Origin of the sequence: Marinilabilia salmonicolor JCM 21150, from assembly GCF_000259075.1 — a bacterium.
GTDB classification, from domain to species: Bacteria; Bacteroidota; Bacteroidia; order Bacteroidales; family Marinilabiliaceae; genus Marinilabilia; species Marinilabilia salmonicolor.
This window is the reverse complement of the sequence record NZ_AJKI01000030.1, coordinates 103,631-121,535: the sequence shown is the minus strand read 5'-3', so window position 1 is coordinate 121,535 and position 17,905 is coordinate 103,631. Positions and strand designations below refer to the sequence as shown.

General features: G+C 40.8%; 14 protein-coding genes. 9 read left to right on the top strand and 5 right to left on the bottom strand.

Annotation, left to right across the window (positions count from 1 at the left end; all coding sequences use genetic code 11):
- The first annotated feature begins 427 nt into the window (after positions 1–427).
- The 6 genes from W7W_RS0114235 (at position 428) to trxB (ending at position 7,123) form a co-directional block, all read left to right on the top strand.
- Complete coding sequence (locus tag W7W_RS0114235) at positions 428–1,000, top strand: RNA polymerase sigma-70 factor (RefSeq protein WP_010664387.1); 573 nt, start codon at positions 428–430, stop codon at positions 998–1,000.
- A 93-nt stretch (positions 1,001–1,093) separates the two neighbouring features.
- Complete coding sequence (locus tag W7W_RS23705; protein WP_169315025.1) at positions 1,094–1,264, top strand: hypothetical protein; 171 nt, start codon at positions 1,094–1,096, stop codon at positions 1,262–1,264.
- A gap of 75 nt (positions 1,265–1,339) precedes the next feature.
- Positions 1,340–2,314 (top strand): FecR family protein, encoded by a 975-nt coding sequence (locus W7W_RS0114225; protein WP_010664386.1) that lies wholly within the window; start codon positions 1,340–1,342, stop codon positions 2,312–2,314.
- A 42-nt stretch (positions 2,315–2,356) separates the two neighbouring features.
- Positions 2,357–5,014 (top strand): TonB-dependent receptor, encoded by a 2,658-nt coding sequence (locus tag W7W_RS0114220; protein WP_010664385.1) that lies wholly within the window; start codon positions 2,357–2,359, stop codon positions 5,012–5,014.
- A gap of 35 nt (positions 5,015–5,049) precedes the next feature.
- Complete coding sequence (locus W7W_RS0114215) at positions 5,050–5,952, top strand: DUF4249 domain-containing protein (RefSeq protein WP_010664384.1); 903 nt, start codon at positions 5,050–5,052, stop codon at positions 5,950–5,952.
- A 157-nt stretch (positions 5,953–6,109) separates the two neighbouring features.
- Positions 6,110–7,123 carry a thioredoxin-disulfide reductase gene (gene trxB, locus W7W_RS0114210; protein WP_010664383.1) on the top strand — a complete coding sequence of 338 codons (1,014 nt, stop codon included), beginning with the start codon at positions 6,110–6,112 and terminating at the stop codon, positions 7,121–7,123.
- Between the two features lie 99 nt (positions 7,124–7,222).
- Here trxB and nadD read toward each other — a convergent pair whose 3' ends face one another.
- The 3 genes from nadD to W7W_RS0114195 are packed head-to-tail and all read right to left on the bottom strand — an operon-like array spanning position 7,223 to position 9,263.
- Entirely contained in the window at positions 7,223–7,807 is a 585-nt protein-coding gene (gene nadD / locus W7W_RS0114205; protein WP_010664382.1) for a nicotinate (nicotinamide) nucleotide adenylyltransferase, read from the bottom strand.
- Between the two features lie 11 nt (positions 7,808–7,818).
- Positions 7,819–8,388, bottom strand: coding sequence for a guanylate kinase (gene gmk, locus W7W_RS0114200; protein WP_010664381.1), 570 nt, complete (start codon positions 8,386–8,388; stop codon positions 7,819–7,821).
- 2 nt (positions 8,389–8,390) lie between these two features.
- Complete coding sequence (locus W7W_RS0114195; protein WP_025007072.1) at positions 8,391–9,263, bottom strand: YicC/YloC family endoribonuclease; 873 nt, start codon at positions 9,261–9,263, stop codon at positions 8,391–8,393.
- Between the two features lie 684 nt (positions 9,264–9,947).
- Here W7W_RS0114195 and W7W_RS24010 point away from each other — a divergent pair.
- Both W7W_RS24010 and W7W_RS0114180 read left to right on the top strand, forming a co-directional pair.
- A complete protein-coding gene (locus W7W_RS24010) occupies positions 9,948–11,300 on the top strand; it encodes a fasciclin domain-containing protein (RefSeq protein ID WP_010664378.1) in 1,353 nt (450 codons plus the stop codon).
- 288 nt (positions 11,301–11,588) lie between these two features.
- The gene (locus W7W_RS0114180) at positions 11,589–12,482 is read left to right on the top strand and encodes a MerR family transcriptional regulator (protein ID WP_010664377.1); all 894 of its coding nucleotides are present in this window, start codon (positions 11,589–11,591) and stop codon (positions 12,480–12,482) included.
- Here W7W_RS0114180 and W7W_RS0114175 read toward each other — a convergent pair.
- Positions 12,474–13,817 (bottom strand): MATE family efflux transporter, encoded by a 1,344-nt coding sequence (locus W7W_RS0114175; protein ID WP_010664376.1) that lies wholly within the window; start codon positions 13,815–13,817, stop codon positions 12,474–12,476. The two genes, W7W_RS0114180 and W7W_RS0114175, sit on opposite strands and share 9 nt — an antisense overlap.
- Positions 13,818–13,944: 127 nt before the next feature.
- On the opposite strand from W7W_RS0114175, the gene W7W_RS0114170 reads away from it, so the two are divergent.
- Positions 13,945–15,525, top strand: coding sequence for a DUF3078 domain-containing protein (locus W7W_RS0114170; RefSeq protein ID WP_010664375.1), 1,581 nt, complete (start codon positions 13,945–13,947; stop codon positions 15,523–15,525).
- Positions 15,526–15,946: 421 nt separating this feature from the next.
- Here the strand turns inward: W7W_RS0114170 and W7W_RS0114165 are convergent, their stop codons facing one another.
- Complete coding sequence (locus W7W_RS0114165; RefSeq protein WP_029510623.1) at positions 15,947–17,566, bottom strand: DEAD/DEAH box helicase; 1,620 nt, start codon at positions 17,564–17,566, stop codon at positions 15,947–15,949.
- Positions 17,567–17,905: the final 339 nt, after the last annotated feature.

Below are 17,905 nucleotides of genomic sequence, written 5' to 3'. Positions count from 1 at the left end.
AACCGTTTTAAGGGCTGAGAAAAATAGCCTGGGGCCAACGCTTCAGGCTATTTTAATATAGGTTCTCTCCTGGCTGTACCTTTGATACCACTATAAAACTCCTCCATTTCCTGCTTTACTACCTATATGTAGTAATTCAGCTTATATTCAACCAACGGTTTAAGAATGTTGAACCTTTTCCGGTTTTTTTTAGCTGATTAAATGAAGTTAACAACAACAAAAGTTGACAAGCAGTTAAACATCAAATTTCGCATATTTTTTAGATAAAATCATCTTCAATTCGTTACTTTTGTACGATTGTTAATGGAAACCTGTAGTAGGGCATAATAGCTATCCGAAATTTTAAAGTTTATCACAATTGGGCCGGGGGAAAAAGCAGCATATTGATACATTGGCACATAGAGAGTTGTCTGAAAATCAACTTCTCATGGGGATTGCTGCCGGTGATGAATCAGCATTCCGCCATCTTTTTGATGCTTACTACCAGTTGTTGGTTACTTTTGCCTTTCGGTTTCTAAACGATCTCGACTCCTCAAGAAATGTGGTGCAGGATGTTTTTGTAAGTCTTTACGACAAACGGGAAAGCATCAGTATTCATACTTCACTAAAGGCACATCTCTATCAATCAGTTCGTAACAGGGCATTAAACGTGTTAAAGCGGGATAAAATGCAACGTGAGCATCATCACAGGATTTTTGAGGAACAATCTGAAGGGGATGCGTATGAAGAGATCTCAGGTGTGGATGAAATGCAAAACCGAATTGCAAAGGTCGTGGATGCCTTACCACCTCAGTGTCAGAAAATATTTATCATGAGCCGGCGTGATGGTGTCGCCAATGGTGAAATTGCTGACCAACTGTCCATATCAAAAAGAACTGTTGAAACTCAAATCAGTAAGGCACTTAAGAAAATACGTAAAGACCTGTTGATCCACGGGTTCTTGTCGTTAGTCGGGAGTGTGATTGCGCTGGATGCTTTAATTAGAATCATTTTAAAGTAAAAACCGGATACGTGTGAAAGGTTTCCGGATTGTCTTAATAGATGAATGGGGAAGCTTGGCTTTTTTTAATTAGTTACTTAAAAAAGAGGAATTATGGAATTCTTATTACAGCTATTTGCCGATATTATCGGCACACCGGCCGATGAAGAGTTGGCAAAGCAAGCTAATGAAGTAATGGAAAATAAAAAGATTGAGGCTGTTTCCCCGTCGGAAGAGATAAAAGAAGAGGACCCGGTATTATTCGGACTTATGCAATTTCATTAATAGGTTCATGAGTTCGGAAGCATTGAGTAGATCTTTATTATTTGTAAAGACATTGATGTGCCGAAAAATTTTTTTATGGAAACATTAAGACCCATAAATGCTGACTTACTTGTCAGATATTTCTCCGGAGATTGCACATCTGCTGAGATTCGTCAAATTGAAGATTGGCGGTCAGAGTCAGCAGAAAACAAGCAGTATTTGGAAGATTTCAAACAAGTTTGGGATGCAGATTATCAGAGCATGTTGTCAGGAGACCTGTTATCCAGGGACTGGAATGCTATTCGTGAGCGGATTAACTTCCCCGGAAAGAAACGGGAAATAGGAATTTTCACTGCGTTTTCACGTATTGCTGCAGCTGTTATTGTGATGCTTGCAGTGAGCAGTGCAGTGTATGTTTACTGGAATGTACCCGGATTTGGACGCTGGAGTGCTTTTCAGACAGGAGAACAGATTGATTCCTTAAGGTTGCCGGATAACAGTATCGTTTATCTGAACAACTATTCATCGCTAAAATATCTGAAGAACTTTGAAGATGGAAAACGGACTGTTTCGCTCGACGGAGAAGGTTTTTTTGAGGTTACTCATGATACCGGAAACCCGTTTTTGGTGAAATCACCCGAAGGCGTGGATGTTGAGGTACTTGGAACTGCTTTTCATTTGCAGACAGGTGAGGGGCTGGATAAAATGGAACTGAATGTTACCGAAGGTTCCGTGGCCATTCAATATCGCAGACACACTAAAAAAGTACTTGCAGGGAATTCCGCAGTGGTTCAGAATCGTGAATTGATGGTTGCTCCCATAAAGGATGATAACTTCCTTGCCTGGAAAACCGGAGAATTAAAGTTTTCACAGTGTCCCCTGGATAAAATTGCCAAAATTCTCAAAAATCATTACAAGGAAATTAATGATGTAAAAATCAATACGCAAAGCGATGTGTTGGTTACAACATCCTTTCGGAATCAGAATATTAAAGAGGTTTTAGACGAACTTGCAATTCATTTTGATAAAAAATTTATCTTAAATGGAGGAGTTTTGATAATCTCTGAGTAATTTCGGGAGTTTATTCAACGACTGAATACACTCTTGAGATTGATGCCTGGAATCAAAAATATAATTAAATATGTGATGGTCGTTGTCCTGTGGGCAATGACCATTGTTTTGTGCGTCGCTCAGACTGCTGAATCAGAGGTGTTTGTGGTGGATAAAACCAGAGGTTCCTCCGTTGAATTGATTGAACATCTTCAGGAGAAGAGTGGAACTATAATCAGTTACAGTTCCAGGCTTTGCTTAAAGGAGAATGTTTTTCTTTCTTCGTCCCGAAACACACTGGTTGGTTTTCTTCATGATATTTTTCGTGATTGTCCCTTTGACTTTGTTGAACGGAGGAATAAATTAATTGTGCGCCCACTAAAACTTTCGGAACAATCGTTTACCATACTGGGATATGTGAGTGATGCCCGATCGGGAGAGCGTTTGATTGGGGCTAATGTCTTTAGTGAGAACCGATATGAGGGAACTGCCACCAATTATTATGGTTTTTTCAGTCTGACTCTTCAGGGAGGGCCGGTAGATTTGTATTCTTCTTATGTGGGCTATAATGCTGAAAAAAAGCATTTTGAGCTCACTTCCGATACCGTGATTTATTTTTTATTGAAACCTAATATAGAATTGCCGGAGGTTTCTATACTAGGCTCGCGAATGCCGAATATGTTGAGAGGAGGGAGCTTCGGTGCAGCCCGGGTATCCATGGATCGGATTGTCGATGCACCGGCTCTGTTCGGAGAGTCTGATCTGATGCGTGGAATTCAGATGCTTCCGGGAATTCAAAGTGGCTCTGAAGGTTTTACCGGACTGTTTGTCAGGGGTGGGGGACCTGACCAAAACATGGTCCTGCTGGATGATGTGCCGGTTTATAATGTGGGTCATTTGTTGGGGTTCTTTTCCATTTTTAATACGGATGCCGTAAATCAGGTTTCGGTTACCAAAGACGGATTCCCTGCCCGATATGGAGGGCGTCTTTCATCGGTTGTTGATGTGCGTATGAAAGAGGGAAGGAAAGAAAAGGTTGGTGGAAGTGTTTCTTTAGGGTTACTTTCTTCAGGTGTCTCGCTTGATGGACCTGTTTTTAATGATAAAACAACTTTTGCACTTTCATTCCGCAGGACTTATGTAGACGCTTTAGCTGCTCTATATCAATTAGGTGCTGATGATAAAACAAATTATTACTTTTTTGATTTGAACGGGAAAATTAGTCATGAAGTTTCAGAACGGAGTAAAATATTCCTTAGCTCCTATTGGGGGCGGGATAAACTCTATACACTTTACAATTACAGGGATTTTGATGTCAGGGTTGGTGATAATCAGCTAACAGACAATATTACCATTAATGATGAGAGTAATGCCGGGTGGGGTAACTTTACCGGTGCTTTGCGTTGGAATTACGTAGTGACACCCAAATTGTTTTCAAATGTTACGGCTACTTATTCCAATTACCGTTTTTTCATAGGGCTCAAACAAAGTGATGAGGCGCAGGAAGTGCTGAATACATATGAGCAAAGATACCTTAGTGGAATACAGGATTTCACCCTTAAGGCTGATTTTGAAAACTTTTACCGTTCTAATTATATCCTGAGATTTGGTGCCAGCGGGGTTGTTCATCGTTTTAATCCGGGTGTTGATTTGGTTAAGGAATCCGGTGCTTCAGGGACAACAGAAGAGAAGTCCGTAAGTGATGTCCTTGTTTCAGGTCAGGAGTACCGGGGGTATCTGGAAAATGAATTTTCGCTAGACAACCGGTTTTTTGTCAATGCGGGTATTCATTCAGCTCTTTTTCTTGGTGAGGGAGAACCCTACTGGTCCGTGGAACCCAGATTGTCTTTGCGGTATGTGCTTACCAATTCCGCAGATATTAAAGGTACTGTCTCCCGAATGTCACAATTTGTGCATATGGTTGGTACTGCCGGTTATTCTTTGCCTACTGATTTGTGGTTGCCGGTAAGTGATCGGATTAAGCCTATGCATTCTGATCAGGCAACTTTGGGTGTAGATTTCCATCTTGGTCAAAAGAGGCGTTTTATTCTCTCACTGGAAGCTTACGCCAAGACGTACAAGAATATCCTTGCCTATAAAGAGAGTACCGGGTTTTTCGATTACAGTACCACCTGGGAAGATAAACTTACGACCGGAAGCGGTGAATCATATGGAGGTGAATTGCTGTTGCAAAAAAATAAAGGAGATCTTACCGGATGGCTTGGATATACCTATGCTCGTACAATGGTTCATTTTCCTGAGCTGAATAGCGGCAAGTCATTTCCTGCAAGATTTGACAGAAGACATGATGCCAGTTTGTTTATGAATTATCGTTTCAACAATCGTGTTACCGGTAGTTTGACCTGGATGTTTGGTTCCGGAAATCCTGTTACTTTGCCTGAAGAAAAATATTATGCTCCTGCTTTAAACTGGACGAAACCTTCTGAATTTGGTTATTCTGAGAGTGTTGGATCATTGAATAATTATCGTATGCCCTCTTTCCACAGGTTAGATCTGGGTGTTAATTTTACTAAAAAGAAAAAAAGAGGTGAACGGACCTGGAGTTTTGGTGTTATTAATGCATATGGGCGTCAAAATCCATTTTTGTTATATTTTAGCGAAAGTGAAAACAATCCGGAGGGAAGTGCAATGCGACAACTAAAACAGTTGAGCCTTTTCCCGTTCCCTATTCCATATGTAAGGTATTCATTTAAGTTTTGATAATTGTGTTTAAGAATTGGCTTATACTGTTATTGATGGCATTGCTCTCTTTTTCGTGTGAAAAGGAGATTGAACTAGAGATGGAAGAACGGGGAGGTCGCCTGGTTTTATACTCTTTTATCGCGCCCGATTCTGTTATGCAGGTGCATTTGAGTAAAAGTGTGAGCCATCTTTCTGTGGACGATTTTGAAAGGGTTTACAACGGAAGTGTGACCATTTATCAGAATAATAGGATTGTAGATGATTTTATTTTTCCTTTCGATAGGGCTTGGGCTAACAGACCGGAAGTGAATTTTGAACCCGGAGATTCTATTATGATTGAGGCTGCTGATGGAAGCGGAGAGAGAGTTTCAGGAAAAACGGTTATTCCGGATGCTGTTCCATTTTTGTTGTCTGATACAAGTACTGTGTTGAGAAATGATAGTAAGAATGGTGAGAAGTGGGTGCTTAATTGTACGCTTTCTATTTCAGATCCGCCTGCAGAAAAGAATTATTATCAGTTGATTGTTTTTGAGCAAACATGCAGGATAGAAGAAGGTGGCATGGACTGTGAACAGGAAAAGATTAATTATGACAAAAATGATCCTGTCTTTTTTGTGCAGGGGAAAGAAGGAAGTCTTATTGGTGAAATTGATTTTGATGGTTGTTTTTCCGATACCTTATTTAATGGTGAGCATTATAATCTTAAAATAGATCTTCCGGTGGAATATGCTTCAGAGCCTGAACAGAACGGGGCTTCCAGAAAAATATTCTTTTTGTTGTTGTCGCATACCCGGGGTTTCTACGATTATTACCGGAGCAGGGTAGTCGCCGAATATGGCTATGATTTGCCTATTATCGATCCTATCAGGATATATAATAATGTAAGCGGAGGTCTTGGTTTGGTGACAGGATATAATGTTTCACCCGATTCATTGGTTTTTGATAATGGGGGATGACACTTCGGTCTGCACAATTGTCACTCCGGTTTGACTTCTTGTCAGAATTTGTTGGTTTTCTTGACAAACTTCCGGAAATCGGTTTTTGGTATTCTTTTTGAAATATGTAGAAATATAGATGCGTTAGTGGAATTTTATAAATAAACATTCAATAATTATGGCATTATTTGGAAAAATGGACAACCTGGATGCCGACTCTTCAGAGGGGCAAAGTCAGGATAAAGAGATAACTGATGTGGAAAAAACAAGAGTCCTGATTATAGGATCAGGACCTGCAGGCTATACGGCTGCCATTTATGCAGCAAGGGCCAACTTAAAACCGATGATGTATGAAGGCCTTCAGCCCGGAGGACAGCTTACCACAACCACTGAGGTTGAAAATTTCCCCGGATACCCACAGGGAATTACCGGCCCGGAAATGATGGAAGATTTGAAAAATCAAGCTGAACGGTTTGGTACGGATATTCGTTTCGGAATGGCAACAAAGGCTGATCTTTCTGAGCGTCCCTTCAAGGTTACCATCGATGATAAAAAGATTATCGAAACTGATTCCCTGATTATTGCTACCGGTGCTACTGCCAAATATCTCGGTATTGAGGATGAAGAGAAATATTCAGGTTCAGGTGTTTCTGCTTGTGCCACCTGTGATGGGTTTTTCTATCGTGGAAAAGATGTTGCTGTTGTTGGAGGTGGCGATACTGCTGCAGAGGAGGCCATTTATCTGGCCGGGCTTGCCAGTAAAGTATATCTGATTGTTCGTCGGGATGAACTTCGTGCTTCTAAAGTGATGCAGAAGAGAGTTTTTGATACGCCAAATATCGAAATTCTTTGGGAACATCAGACTAAAGGACTCTTTGGTGATGGTGTCGTTGAGGGGGCTGTTTTGGTGAAGAAAAAAGGTAGCCCGGAGGAGGAGGAAGTTCTGATTAAGATTGACGGGTTCTTCCTTGCTATTGGCCATAAGCCCAATTCAGATATTTTCAGGGATTATCTGGAAACCGATCAGGTGGGGTATATCCAGACTGTACCGGGTACTACAAAAACCAATGTGCCTGGAGTATTTGCCTGTGGAGATGTGCAGGATACTGTTTACCGACAGGCGGTTACAGCAGCAGGAACAGGTTGCATGGCAGCAATGGATACTGAACGCTGGCTGGCTGAGAATCAGTAATACAGGTTTTGTGATATATAATACTGAAAGCCGCATTGATTGTCGATGCGGCTTTTTTGTGTGTTGACTGTTGATGTTATTGTTTAGGAAGGAAAATGGTTACTTTTGGTAAAGTTTATTTTTGTTTATGTAGTCATAGACATCGTGAGTCACCAGGTAAGGTAGTTTTTTATTTTCAAAGAAAGCTTTTCGTATCAGTGTTGATGAGATGTCCAGAAGAGGGGCATCTACCAGTGTTACTTTATTGAGAATGTCTTTTTCTGCATCTTCCGCGGGGAATCCAGGTCTTGGATAAACAAGAATATGGAATTCTTCTAATATTTTGTTTGCTTCATGCCAGCGTGGAAAAACCAAAAGATTATCGCTTCCGATAATCAGGGTGAATTGCTGGTCGGGGTTTGCCTTCTTCAGAAGTTCCAGGGTTTTTGATGTGTAGGATGGAAGAGGCATGTCAAACTCAATATCTGATGCAGTAAATCTTTTTTCCCGGGAAATAGCCATTCTTACCATTTGCAGCCGGTGTTGTCCATCCGCCAGATCCGATTGTTCCTTGAAGGGATTCTGTGGACTGACAATGAACTGAATCTCATCGAGCGACGTATATTCGAGCAGGTAATTGGCCAACGCCAGGTGACCGATATGTATTGGGTTAAACGAACCAAATAGTAACCCTGTTTCCTGCATAATGGAGTAATTTATTGAGTGATGAATTGCCTTACTATTTGCAGTGCTTCCTTCAGAGCAATGTCAAGGTTGTCGTTAATAATGATTTTATCGAAAAACCTTGCATATCCTAACTCTTTTTCTGCTTTATCCAGACGTTTGTTGATGGTCTCTTCAGAATCGGTATTTCTGTTTCGAAGTCGTTCTTCCAGGGCTTCCAGAGTTGGAGCCTTTATAAAGATGGCCATGGCTCCATCACCAAATTGTTTTTTGATGTTGGTTGCCCCAACCACATCCACATCAAATACTGCAACTTTTCCTTCGGAAGAAATCCGCTGTACCTCACTCTTTAGCGTTCCGTAGTAAGTTCCTTCGTAAACTTCTTCCCATTCCAGAAATTCACCTCTGTTGATTTTTCTTCTAAAGGTCTCACAGTTCAGAAAATAATAATCAACACCGTCCTTTTCTTTGCCGCGGGGCTGCCGGCTGGTAGCAGAAATAGAAAAAGCCAGTTCCGGAATTTGTTGCATCAGACTCCTGACAATGGTTGTTTTTCCAGAGCCTGAAGGAGCTGAAAATATGATGAGTCTATTATTGGTCATAACTAAAGGATGTTGAGAATTTGCTCTTTAATTTTTTCCAAATCATCTTTCATTTTCACAACGATATGCTGAATGTCTGAGTCGTTTGCTTTGGATCCCAGCGTGTTTATTTCACGTCCCATTTCCTGGGTGATAAAGCCCAGTTTTTTCCCTACCGGACCATTCTCTTCCATGGTTTCATTAAAGTAATTGATGTGGTTTTTTAGTCTGACTTTCTCTTCTGAGATGTCAAGTTTTTCCAGATAATAAATTAATTCTTGTTCAAAACGATTTTCATCAGTGCCGTTACTGGAAAAATCTGACAGATTTTCTTTGATTCTGTTTTTGATTTTTTCGGTCCTTTGTGTCTCAAAGGGCGCAACCTGTTCCAGTAAAGCGGCAATGTTGGTGCAGCGTTCGCGTACATCCATTTGCATGGAATCACCCTCCTGCGTGCGGAAATTATCCAATTGTTCAATGGCCTCAACCAATGCAGACGAGACTGCTTTCCACTCTTCTTCATCCAGTTCTGCAGGCATGGTTTTCATGGTATCGGGCAGTGGCATTATGATGCGCAGGTAGTCGGTAGAATCTCCAATATTTAATTTTTCTGCGACTCCTTTTAACTGGCTGTGGTATGCACTGATTACTTCTTCATTTACCTGAGGTATTTTGTCAGGAACCATTGATTCTACGTAAAAAGTGACATCCACCTTTCCTCGCTGCAAAGTTTGGCTGATGATGTTGCGCATTATCAGTTCCTTTTCCCTGTAGAGATTTGGAATCCGGGTGTTGATGTCCAGTTGTTTGCTGTTTAGGGATTTTATTTCAATGGTTATTCGTTTGGCTGGAAGTTCACATACTGACTTCCCGAAACCTGTCATCGATTTTATCATGGAATTTTGTCTTTTAATCAGCTTCAAAGTTAGATAATATTCCCGAAGCATTCTAATATAAGGTGTTCATAAATTATCACTGGAGTCCTGAGAACCTGTTTTTTTGAAATGGGATTGTCTCTCTTTGTTCGCAATGAATTTTAAAGCTCCATCATTGTGGGTGACTGCTCCAAAGAAAAGTTGAGGAATAATGCATTTATGACATGTTGAGAAGGTCAATACTTAGAATCCCTCAGGAAAGGTTCGTTTTGGATAGCTGTGGAGGGTTCTTTTAATGAACAGCGGCATAGCAAAAGCTGATCTGCCATTTTTGTCTCTAACGGCGGATCGGCGCTCAGCTACGCTGCTTTGCCTGTCAATTAATCTGCCGTATCTAATCTGTCATTGGTAGCAAGGCAGAGTAATATCTTATCAAAAGAACGTATTCTAAACTACAACCAAACCATACTATAGATGACATTGGAAAGTTGTCTCTCTCCAGAAATTTATTTCACTACAATATTGAGAAAATTCAAAATTATTTTCAATTCATAAAGAGCATAAAAACAGTTGGTTAGTAAGAGGTGGGAGTGAAAAACAACAAAATGTTTAAGAAACAACAAAAAACAATGAACAAAAAATAATCTTCTCCGTTTAACTACCAGATTAACTATTTTAAATAAATCTAAATTAAAATCAAAGGTCATGAAAAAGTTAAGTTTTAAAATGATGGCAATTTTGCTGCTGGGTGTTTTTGTATTTGCTTCATGCAGCGAGGATGATGACGAAAATGAAATGATTGTGGAACCTGTGGAAAGTAACACAATTGTTGATGTAGCTTCGGGCAATGATGATTTTTCGATTCTTGTGGATGCATTGGTTAAAACAGGGTTGGATGATGCATTGGCCGCTGAAGATGCTTCTTTTACTGTATTTGCTCCTACCAATGATGCCTTTGTTGCGTTGTTGAATGAGTTGGGTGTTTCCGGGTTGGACGATATTCCAAATGAAACCCTTTCTTCTGTATTGCTTTATCACGTTTTAAACGGTGAAGCTCCGGCTTCAGCTGTTACAACCGGCTATTACAGCACTTTGTCTGCTGGTCCTGCCGAAGGGTATAACTTGTCGCTTTACGTGAATAAAGAAGGCTTGATGCTCAATGGTCGCGCAGAGATTGTGCAGACAGATGTGATGGCTGACAATGGTGTTATTCATGTGATAGACAAGGTGGTTTTACCTCTTTCGATAACAGGGCACGCTGTTGCAAATGCTGATTTTGCCTCCCTGGCTGCCGCTGTAACCAAAGCTGGTTTGGCGGACGCTTTGGCGGACGAAAGCGCTCTCTACACAGTATTTGCGCCGGTTAATTCAGCTTTCGATCAGTTGCTCTCCGATCTTGGAGTTACCCTCGATGATCTGACTGCTGATGATCTGTCTCCAATACTGCTTTACCATGTGGTGGATGCTTTTGTACCTGCTGCGGATGTGGCATCAGGTTATGTACCAACACTGAGTCCTGCTCAGGATAGAAATGTAAGTTTGCAGATAGGTGTGGGTGAGGGTGTAACGCTTAACGGTTCGAGTAATGTTGTGGCTACTGATGTAGTGGCTACCAATGGAATTATTCATGCCATTGATGAAGTGGTTCTTCCGCCTACTGTGGTAGATGTGGTTCTCGATAATCCTGATTTTTCCATTCTGGTAGAGGCTGTTGTCAAAGCTGAATTGGTTGAAACGTTGAATGGGGCAGGTCCTTTTACCGTATTTGCTCCGGTGAATGCTGCTTTTGAAGATTTGTTTACTGCCCTGGGTGTTTCAGGCATTGAAGATATAGATGTAGCGACGCTTACAGATGTATTACTTGCTCATGTTGTTAGTGGAAATGTAGCTTCCACTGATTTGTCTAATGGTTCTGTGGCAACCCTCAACGATGCCAAAAATCTTGAGATTAATATAGACAACGGCGTGGTAATAGATGGTGATATTAACGTTGTGCTGGCAGATGTGCAGTCCACCAACGGTATTGTCCATGTAATTGACAAGGTAATTGTACCATAATATGAACAATTGGAGCTAAGCTTCCCTTTGACGGCGGGGCCTTTGGTGGACCTTTGATTTTCCACCTTAGGTCCCGTTTTTTATTTTTGAGTTTTGTTCTTTATTTTTGCTGTTCAAATGAACAAATGTCTTTTTTCAGTCGTTACACCTACAAAATTGTCGGTTATCAGTGCTGTGGCCTTATATGGCATGATATTGCACTTTTGTTTAAGAACGAAAGAGCAATCCGGTGGTAGAGCGACTGATGATAATGCGGGTCCTGTTTAAATTAGTTTATACCAATCCATTATGGCTGTTTATTCCATAAAAGATCTGGAGAAAATCTCCGGAATTAAAGCGCATACCATTCGTATTTGGGAGCGAAGATACGGCCTTGTTGAGCCTAAGAGGACAGCAACCAATATTCGTTACTATTCAGATGCGGATTTAAAAAAACTTCTGAATATCTCCATTCTGAATCAAAATGGGTTTAAAATTTCCAAAATTGCGGAGCTGGATGATTATCAACTCAGGGATCGGGTTCTGGATTTATGTGTGGATGCCCGGAATAGTGGGGTCCAGATTGAAAGCCTAATGGTTTCCATGCTTGAACTGGATGAGCGGAAATTTCTCAATGTCCTTTCCGGAACCATCATAAAATATGGATTTGAAGATACCCTGGAAAAGGTTCTGTTTCCTTTCCTGGACAGGATTGGTGTCCTTTGGCAGGCAGGTACCATTAATCCCTCTCAGGAACATTTTATTTCAAATCTGATACGTCAGAAACTCATTGTAGCTATTGATAATGAGATGCAGAATATTTCTGTGAATGGTCCGAGAATAACTTTCTTTCTGCCCGAGGGAGAACTCCATGAAATTGGTCTTCTTTTTTACAATCTGATGGCTCGCAAAGAGGGACTGGACGTGGTATATCTTGGTCAGTCAGTGCCCCTGGGAGATCTGAAAGTTGTTAACCAGGCCCGTCCTGCAGATGCCTTCTTTGTATCTTTTGTCTCTGCCCGTGAAAAGGAGGAAATGGAGAAGATGTTTCAAAACCTGAGAGATGTTTTTCCTGATATTCCGTTTATGGTAAATGGGTTGCAGATTAGAGAATTACAGCCAAAACTCCCCTCAGATTTCACAGTTGTTTCCTCCATCCGTACATTTAAAGAAAGCATCAGATTACTTAAATATTCAGAATGATTTTTTCTTTGTAACTCCCTTGTTTTTCCATTTTCCTGAAAGATACCAGAAGAATGTTCCCGCCAGACCAATCATCCATCCGAATGGAATAGCCCACCATATTCCTGATGGGCCAAATTTATCCGACAAAACTGCTGCCAGAGGTATTCGTACTATCCAGAGAGATATTAAGGTAATAAACATTGGTATTAGCGTATCACCTGCTCCTCTCAGCGTTCCATGCATAGTGAACATGGTGGAGAATACAGGGTAAAAGGAGCTGATGATGATCAAATAGTTGTGTCCGTGTTTAATGACCTCTGGATTGTTTGAAAATAAGGACATCAAGGCCTCTCCCTGAAATATAACCACTGCCATAACAAAAAAACTAATTGCCCAGGTCATAAACAGGGTTGCACGCAAACCTTTTTTTATTCGGTCGATGCGGCCTGCACCTAGGTTTTGACCCACAAATGCTGCCAGGGCAGAGGCCAGATTCATGGCAGGCATGGCTGCCAGCGCATCAATACGGCTGGCAGCAGTGTATGCTGCAAGAACAGGGGTGTCAAAATTGTTAATAATCCGGATCAGGGCCATCATGCCCAGTGCTACAAAGGCTTGTTGAAATCCTGTAGGGAGCCCGATGCGTGCACTCTGCCTGAATATGAACCTGTCAAATACCAGTGTTTTCCAACCGAAATGAATCAGGTGATCCCGGTTATTTAATACCAGAATGGCGGTGATAAACGCACCACCTTGTGCTACTACGGTTGCAATGGCGGCCCCTTCGATACCCCATTTGAAAACCAGAATAAACAACAAATCCAATCCGATGTTGGCCAATGTGGAAATAGAGAAAAAAAGCAGGGGCGTTTTGCTGTCTCCTAATCCTCTGAGGATGGAAGCCGTGCTGTTGAATCCGAAAAATACAACCAGACCTGAGATGTATATGGTGAAGTAACTGATGGCTTCCGGCATCACATCTTCTCCTACTTTCAGGAGAGTGAATATTTCTTTACTGTACAGAATGCCAAAGGTACTGAGTAAAAGGGATGCGATAAAAATAAAGATGTATATCGTCCCTATTGCCTTCCGGACTTCTTCAAACTTTTTTGCCCCAAAGTATTGACTGATTACCACGGTGGCTCCGCTGCCTATACCAATTACAAATGCTATAAGGGTGTAGAAAATTGGGAAAGATGCTCCAACAGCTGCCAGGGCTTGCTCTCCAAGCACTTTCCCTACGATGATGGAATCTATCACATTGTAGAGTTGCTGGAAGATATTGCCAATCACCATGGGGATAGCAAACCGCAATATGACACGCCCTTCAGGACCGTTGGTCAAGTCTTTCATTTAATTTAGAGTTATGCTCTTTGCAAAGCTACAATAGTTCTTAATTCTGGAAAATAAATATTCAGATAGCTTCGTTTTATTAGCAATAACATCTCCTGGCCCGCTTTATGCATAATGTTATTCATGGATGTCTAATCTTTATGTTCCGTTAAAAACCATTATTTTTACAGCCAGAATTTTGAACAATATGTTAGAACGGGTCTTTTTTCTTCTTTTTCTTTTTATCGGTTTTGCTTCCGATAGTTTCAGTCAGGTTCTTTCCGTGGATTCGGTGAAGGTGGACCTGGTAATTCCGGATCATCAGAAATCGCGGATAATGATTACTCCTGATTCTTTAGAGGATCAGGACAATACTGCAGTTTTACAACGCCTGATGAAATTGGACTCCTTGTATGCAGAAAAAAGATGGTTTTCGATAGGGAGAATTAAAATCAAAAGCCAAAATTATTTGAACCAGTTTATCCGAAATCAGGTGTTGCGCCAATGGGATCGCAATAGATTATTTTCTAGAGTCCTTTTTAGAGGGTTTCATAATCCATGGAGTTTATCTCCCCATTGGCAGAAATCTTCCGTGTACAATCCCTATGCAATGAGTTTAAAGTATAAGGGGAGAGAGGATAGACCATTTGAGTACGATACTTCGGTTCATTTAAAACTCTCTGTTTCTGAATATCAAAATTTTCTCAGGCATCCTGCCAGGGCCGATACTCTGAAAGATTCTTTTGATTGGTCACCTGCGGATGCACTGATGACGAGGGCGTTGTATGAAAAGCCTGAATATGCGGATGAATTATGGAGTGAGATACCCGATCCACCAAGGTTTTATTATGGAGAAGGATATATCAGTCACCGGTCTGCCAATGAGAGTATAAGCAGTTTGTTGCAATGGGAATCACCGGAAACCAATAAGAAATTAGAAAAGAAAAAGGCAATCCAACGTACATGGGTGTATGGCGGAACAGAAAATATTCAGGTTTCGCAGGCATTTCAGGAAAATTGGGTGAAAGGTGGTGAGAATTCAATTGCTTTATTGAGTGACCTCCGGTTACAGGCCAGATACAAGAAAAACAATGTGGAGTGGGAAAGTTACATCATTCACAAGTTGGGAATATTGAATACAGAGGATAAAAAATCACGGTTTAATGACGATTTGATAGAACTGAACTCTAAGTATGGTTTGAGTGCCGGTAAAAAATGGTTTTACAGTGGTCTTTTAAACTTTAAGACGCAGTTTTTTAATGGTTATGAGAGTAGTGATACGGAAAAGGAGAATCCTGTGTCTGGTTTTATGGCCCCCGGTTATCTAACAATGGCACTTGGTATGGATTACAAGGAGAAGAATTTTACCCTCATGATTCTGCCTTTTACTTCCAAAATGACCATTGTAACAGATACAGTAAAGTTTGATCAGACCAGATATAAAATTCCTGAGGATAAGAAAGTTGATAATATGGGAGGAGCTTCCATTGTTAATAGTTTCAGTCGGACCATTGCGAAAGATTTTAACCTTCGGTCCAAGATGGATTTTTTCTACGAATATATGAGAGATGACAACCAGATTCAGGCAGAATGGGAGCTTATCCTTGATATGCAGATCAATGTCTTTTTGAGTACCCGTATTGCTACATATCTCAGATATTACAGCAACGAATCGGATTATGTCCAGTTCAGGGAAAATCTCAGTATATCATTTAATTATAAGTTTTGATTTTGTGTCTCAGATCTCTTTAACTAAGTTTAACTTAGCAGGTTTGCCTGTGAATCTATTTTCAACTTATATTTGCAACCTGAAAAACAAAGGGGTTTTTCATAGGTTTAGGTAAGGTTAGGTTAATTAGGTTAAGTGAAAAAGAGCAGGAAATTTTTTCCTGCTCTTTTAATCTTTTTTCCTGTTTGTTTGTTTACTTATTATAGGAAAACAAATAAGCAAGGTTTTGTATTTAACATCTTTTCTATTGACATAGAAACGAGCTTTGTTTATATTTAATTAAGTTTTCTCATAGTTTAGGGTTAGGTTTGGTTAATTGAGGGGCGTTCACATAGCATTTGTGGACGCCCCTCTTTTTTTTGAAAAAAAAACCGTGATATCATAAAATACCACGGTTTTGTAAATGTTTGTTTTCTTGTTCCTAACGGAATGTCTGGACGGAAAGATTATTTCCTTTGTAACGAGCTTTCCGGAAAGCTTTGATTAATTCTTTCTCGTAATTACCGTCTGCTTCAAATACAGTGTGTTTGTTTTGAATATCAATTTTTCCAATGCGGATTTTGTACTCCGGGGTATGTCTGTTGATAATGTTGATCAGTAAATCGGGACGAAGGTTATTTTTTTCTCCCAGGTTGATGGAAAATCGGGAAAGGCGGTTGCTTTTTCGTCCTGCTCCTGCTTTTTTGGGACCGCGTCCTTTTCTTTGGGCCGAATTACCGGTTGAATTCAGGTCTGTTGAATTTTTGTATTCCTGATAAATCCGGCCAAATTCTTTCGACATAAATTTATTCAGTAATTCTTCCTTGCTCAGATGTCCCAGTTTTTCATTGATTACATCTTCAAATTCAGCCACCGGGAATTGCTGTTCATCAAACTCTGCCACATTGTCCAGATATGTGGATAAACGGCGCTTGAAAACTTCTTTCCCCTGCGGAATCATTTCCTTGGTGAAGGATGTTTTTACTTGTTTTTCCAGCATCTTAATTTTTCTTTGCTCTCCCGGTGTGATGATGGCCATTGAAATACCGGATTTGCCTGCCCGGCCGGTTCTTCCGCTTCGGTGTACGTAGTTTTCCGGGTCATCGGGAAGATGATAGTGAATTACGTGGGTCAACTCAGTTACATCAAGTCCTCTGGCAGCAACGTCTGTTGCGACCAGAATCTGAAGATGCTTTTTGCGAAAACGTCCCATTACAAGGTCTCTTTGGCCCTGAGAAAGGTCTCCATGCAGTGAGTCGGCATTGTATCCGTCTGCAATAAGTTTGTCTGCAATATCCTTTGTTTCCTGTCGTGTGCGACAAAATACAATGCTGTAGATGTCGGTATGCATATCTGCAAATCGTCGCAATGCCGGATAAAGGGTCGGAGGTGAGGTGACCATATATTTATGGTCGATATTTTCTGCTGTTTTATTTTGACTGGTAACACTAATTCTGTGCGGGGTGTTCATATATCTTCCGGTCAATGAGGCAATATCCGGAGGCATGGTTGCTGAGAATAACAGTGTTTGCTTCATGGCGGGTGTCTGAGCCAGTATGGCATCCATCTCATCCTTGAATCCCATCTTCAACATCTCATCCGCCTCGTCCAGGATCAGAAAACGAACAGAGGACAGATCCAGTTTTTCCCGGTTGATGAGGTCATTTACACGTCCGGGGGTACCTACGACCATGTGGCAGCCTTTTTTGAGCGCACCCAGCTGGCGATAGATAGGTTCTCCACCGTAAACAGGAACAACCGTAATAGGAGAATTGCTGCTGAATTTGTGGAGATCGCTGGTTATCTGGAGACACAATTCTCTGGTTGGACAAAGAACAATGCTTTGAATATCCTTTTTATCGGTCTCTATTTTATTAAGAACCGGCAGTCCAAAAGCAGCTGTTTTACCTGTGCCTGTTTGGGCCAGGGCTACCAGGTCATTGGTGGATTCCAGAATGTAAGGTATGGTCTCTGCCTGAATGGGGGTTGGTGTTTCAAATCCCATTTCGTCCAGAGATTTTAAAATTTCGGGTTTCAACCCGGTTTCTTTAAATGTAATCATAAATGATAAATTAGAAATCACCTTTTGGGTGATATGCATTTTGTAAGATGGACCCAATTTCTTGTCTTGCTGGAAAATGACATTATAAAACTCCAGGATGACTGAACGTTTACCGATCAGACATATCTTGGTATGTCAGTAAAATCCTGACGTTACCTTTAAAATCCCAAAATGTTTCTTTGATAGAATTTGCGGAATGCTTACAACCAAAAAAGAAACGTGTTCCCAGTAATGAGTTTCACGCTTTCACAACCGCCCATCTTTTTTGGTTGAATTAACGTGAAGTAAAAAGCCGGACGATTGGATCTTCTATCGTTTTGTCCGGTCAGGTTTGGCAAC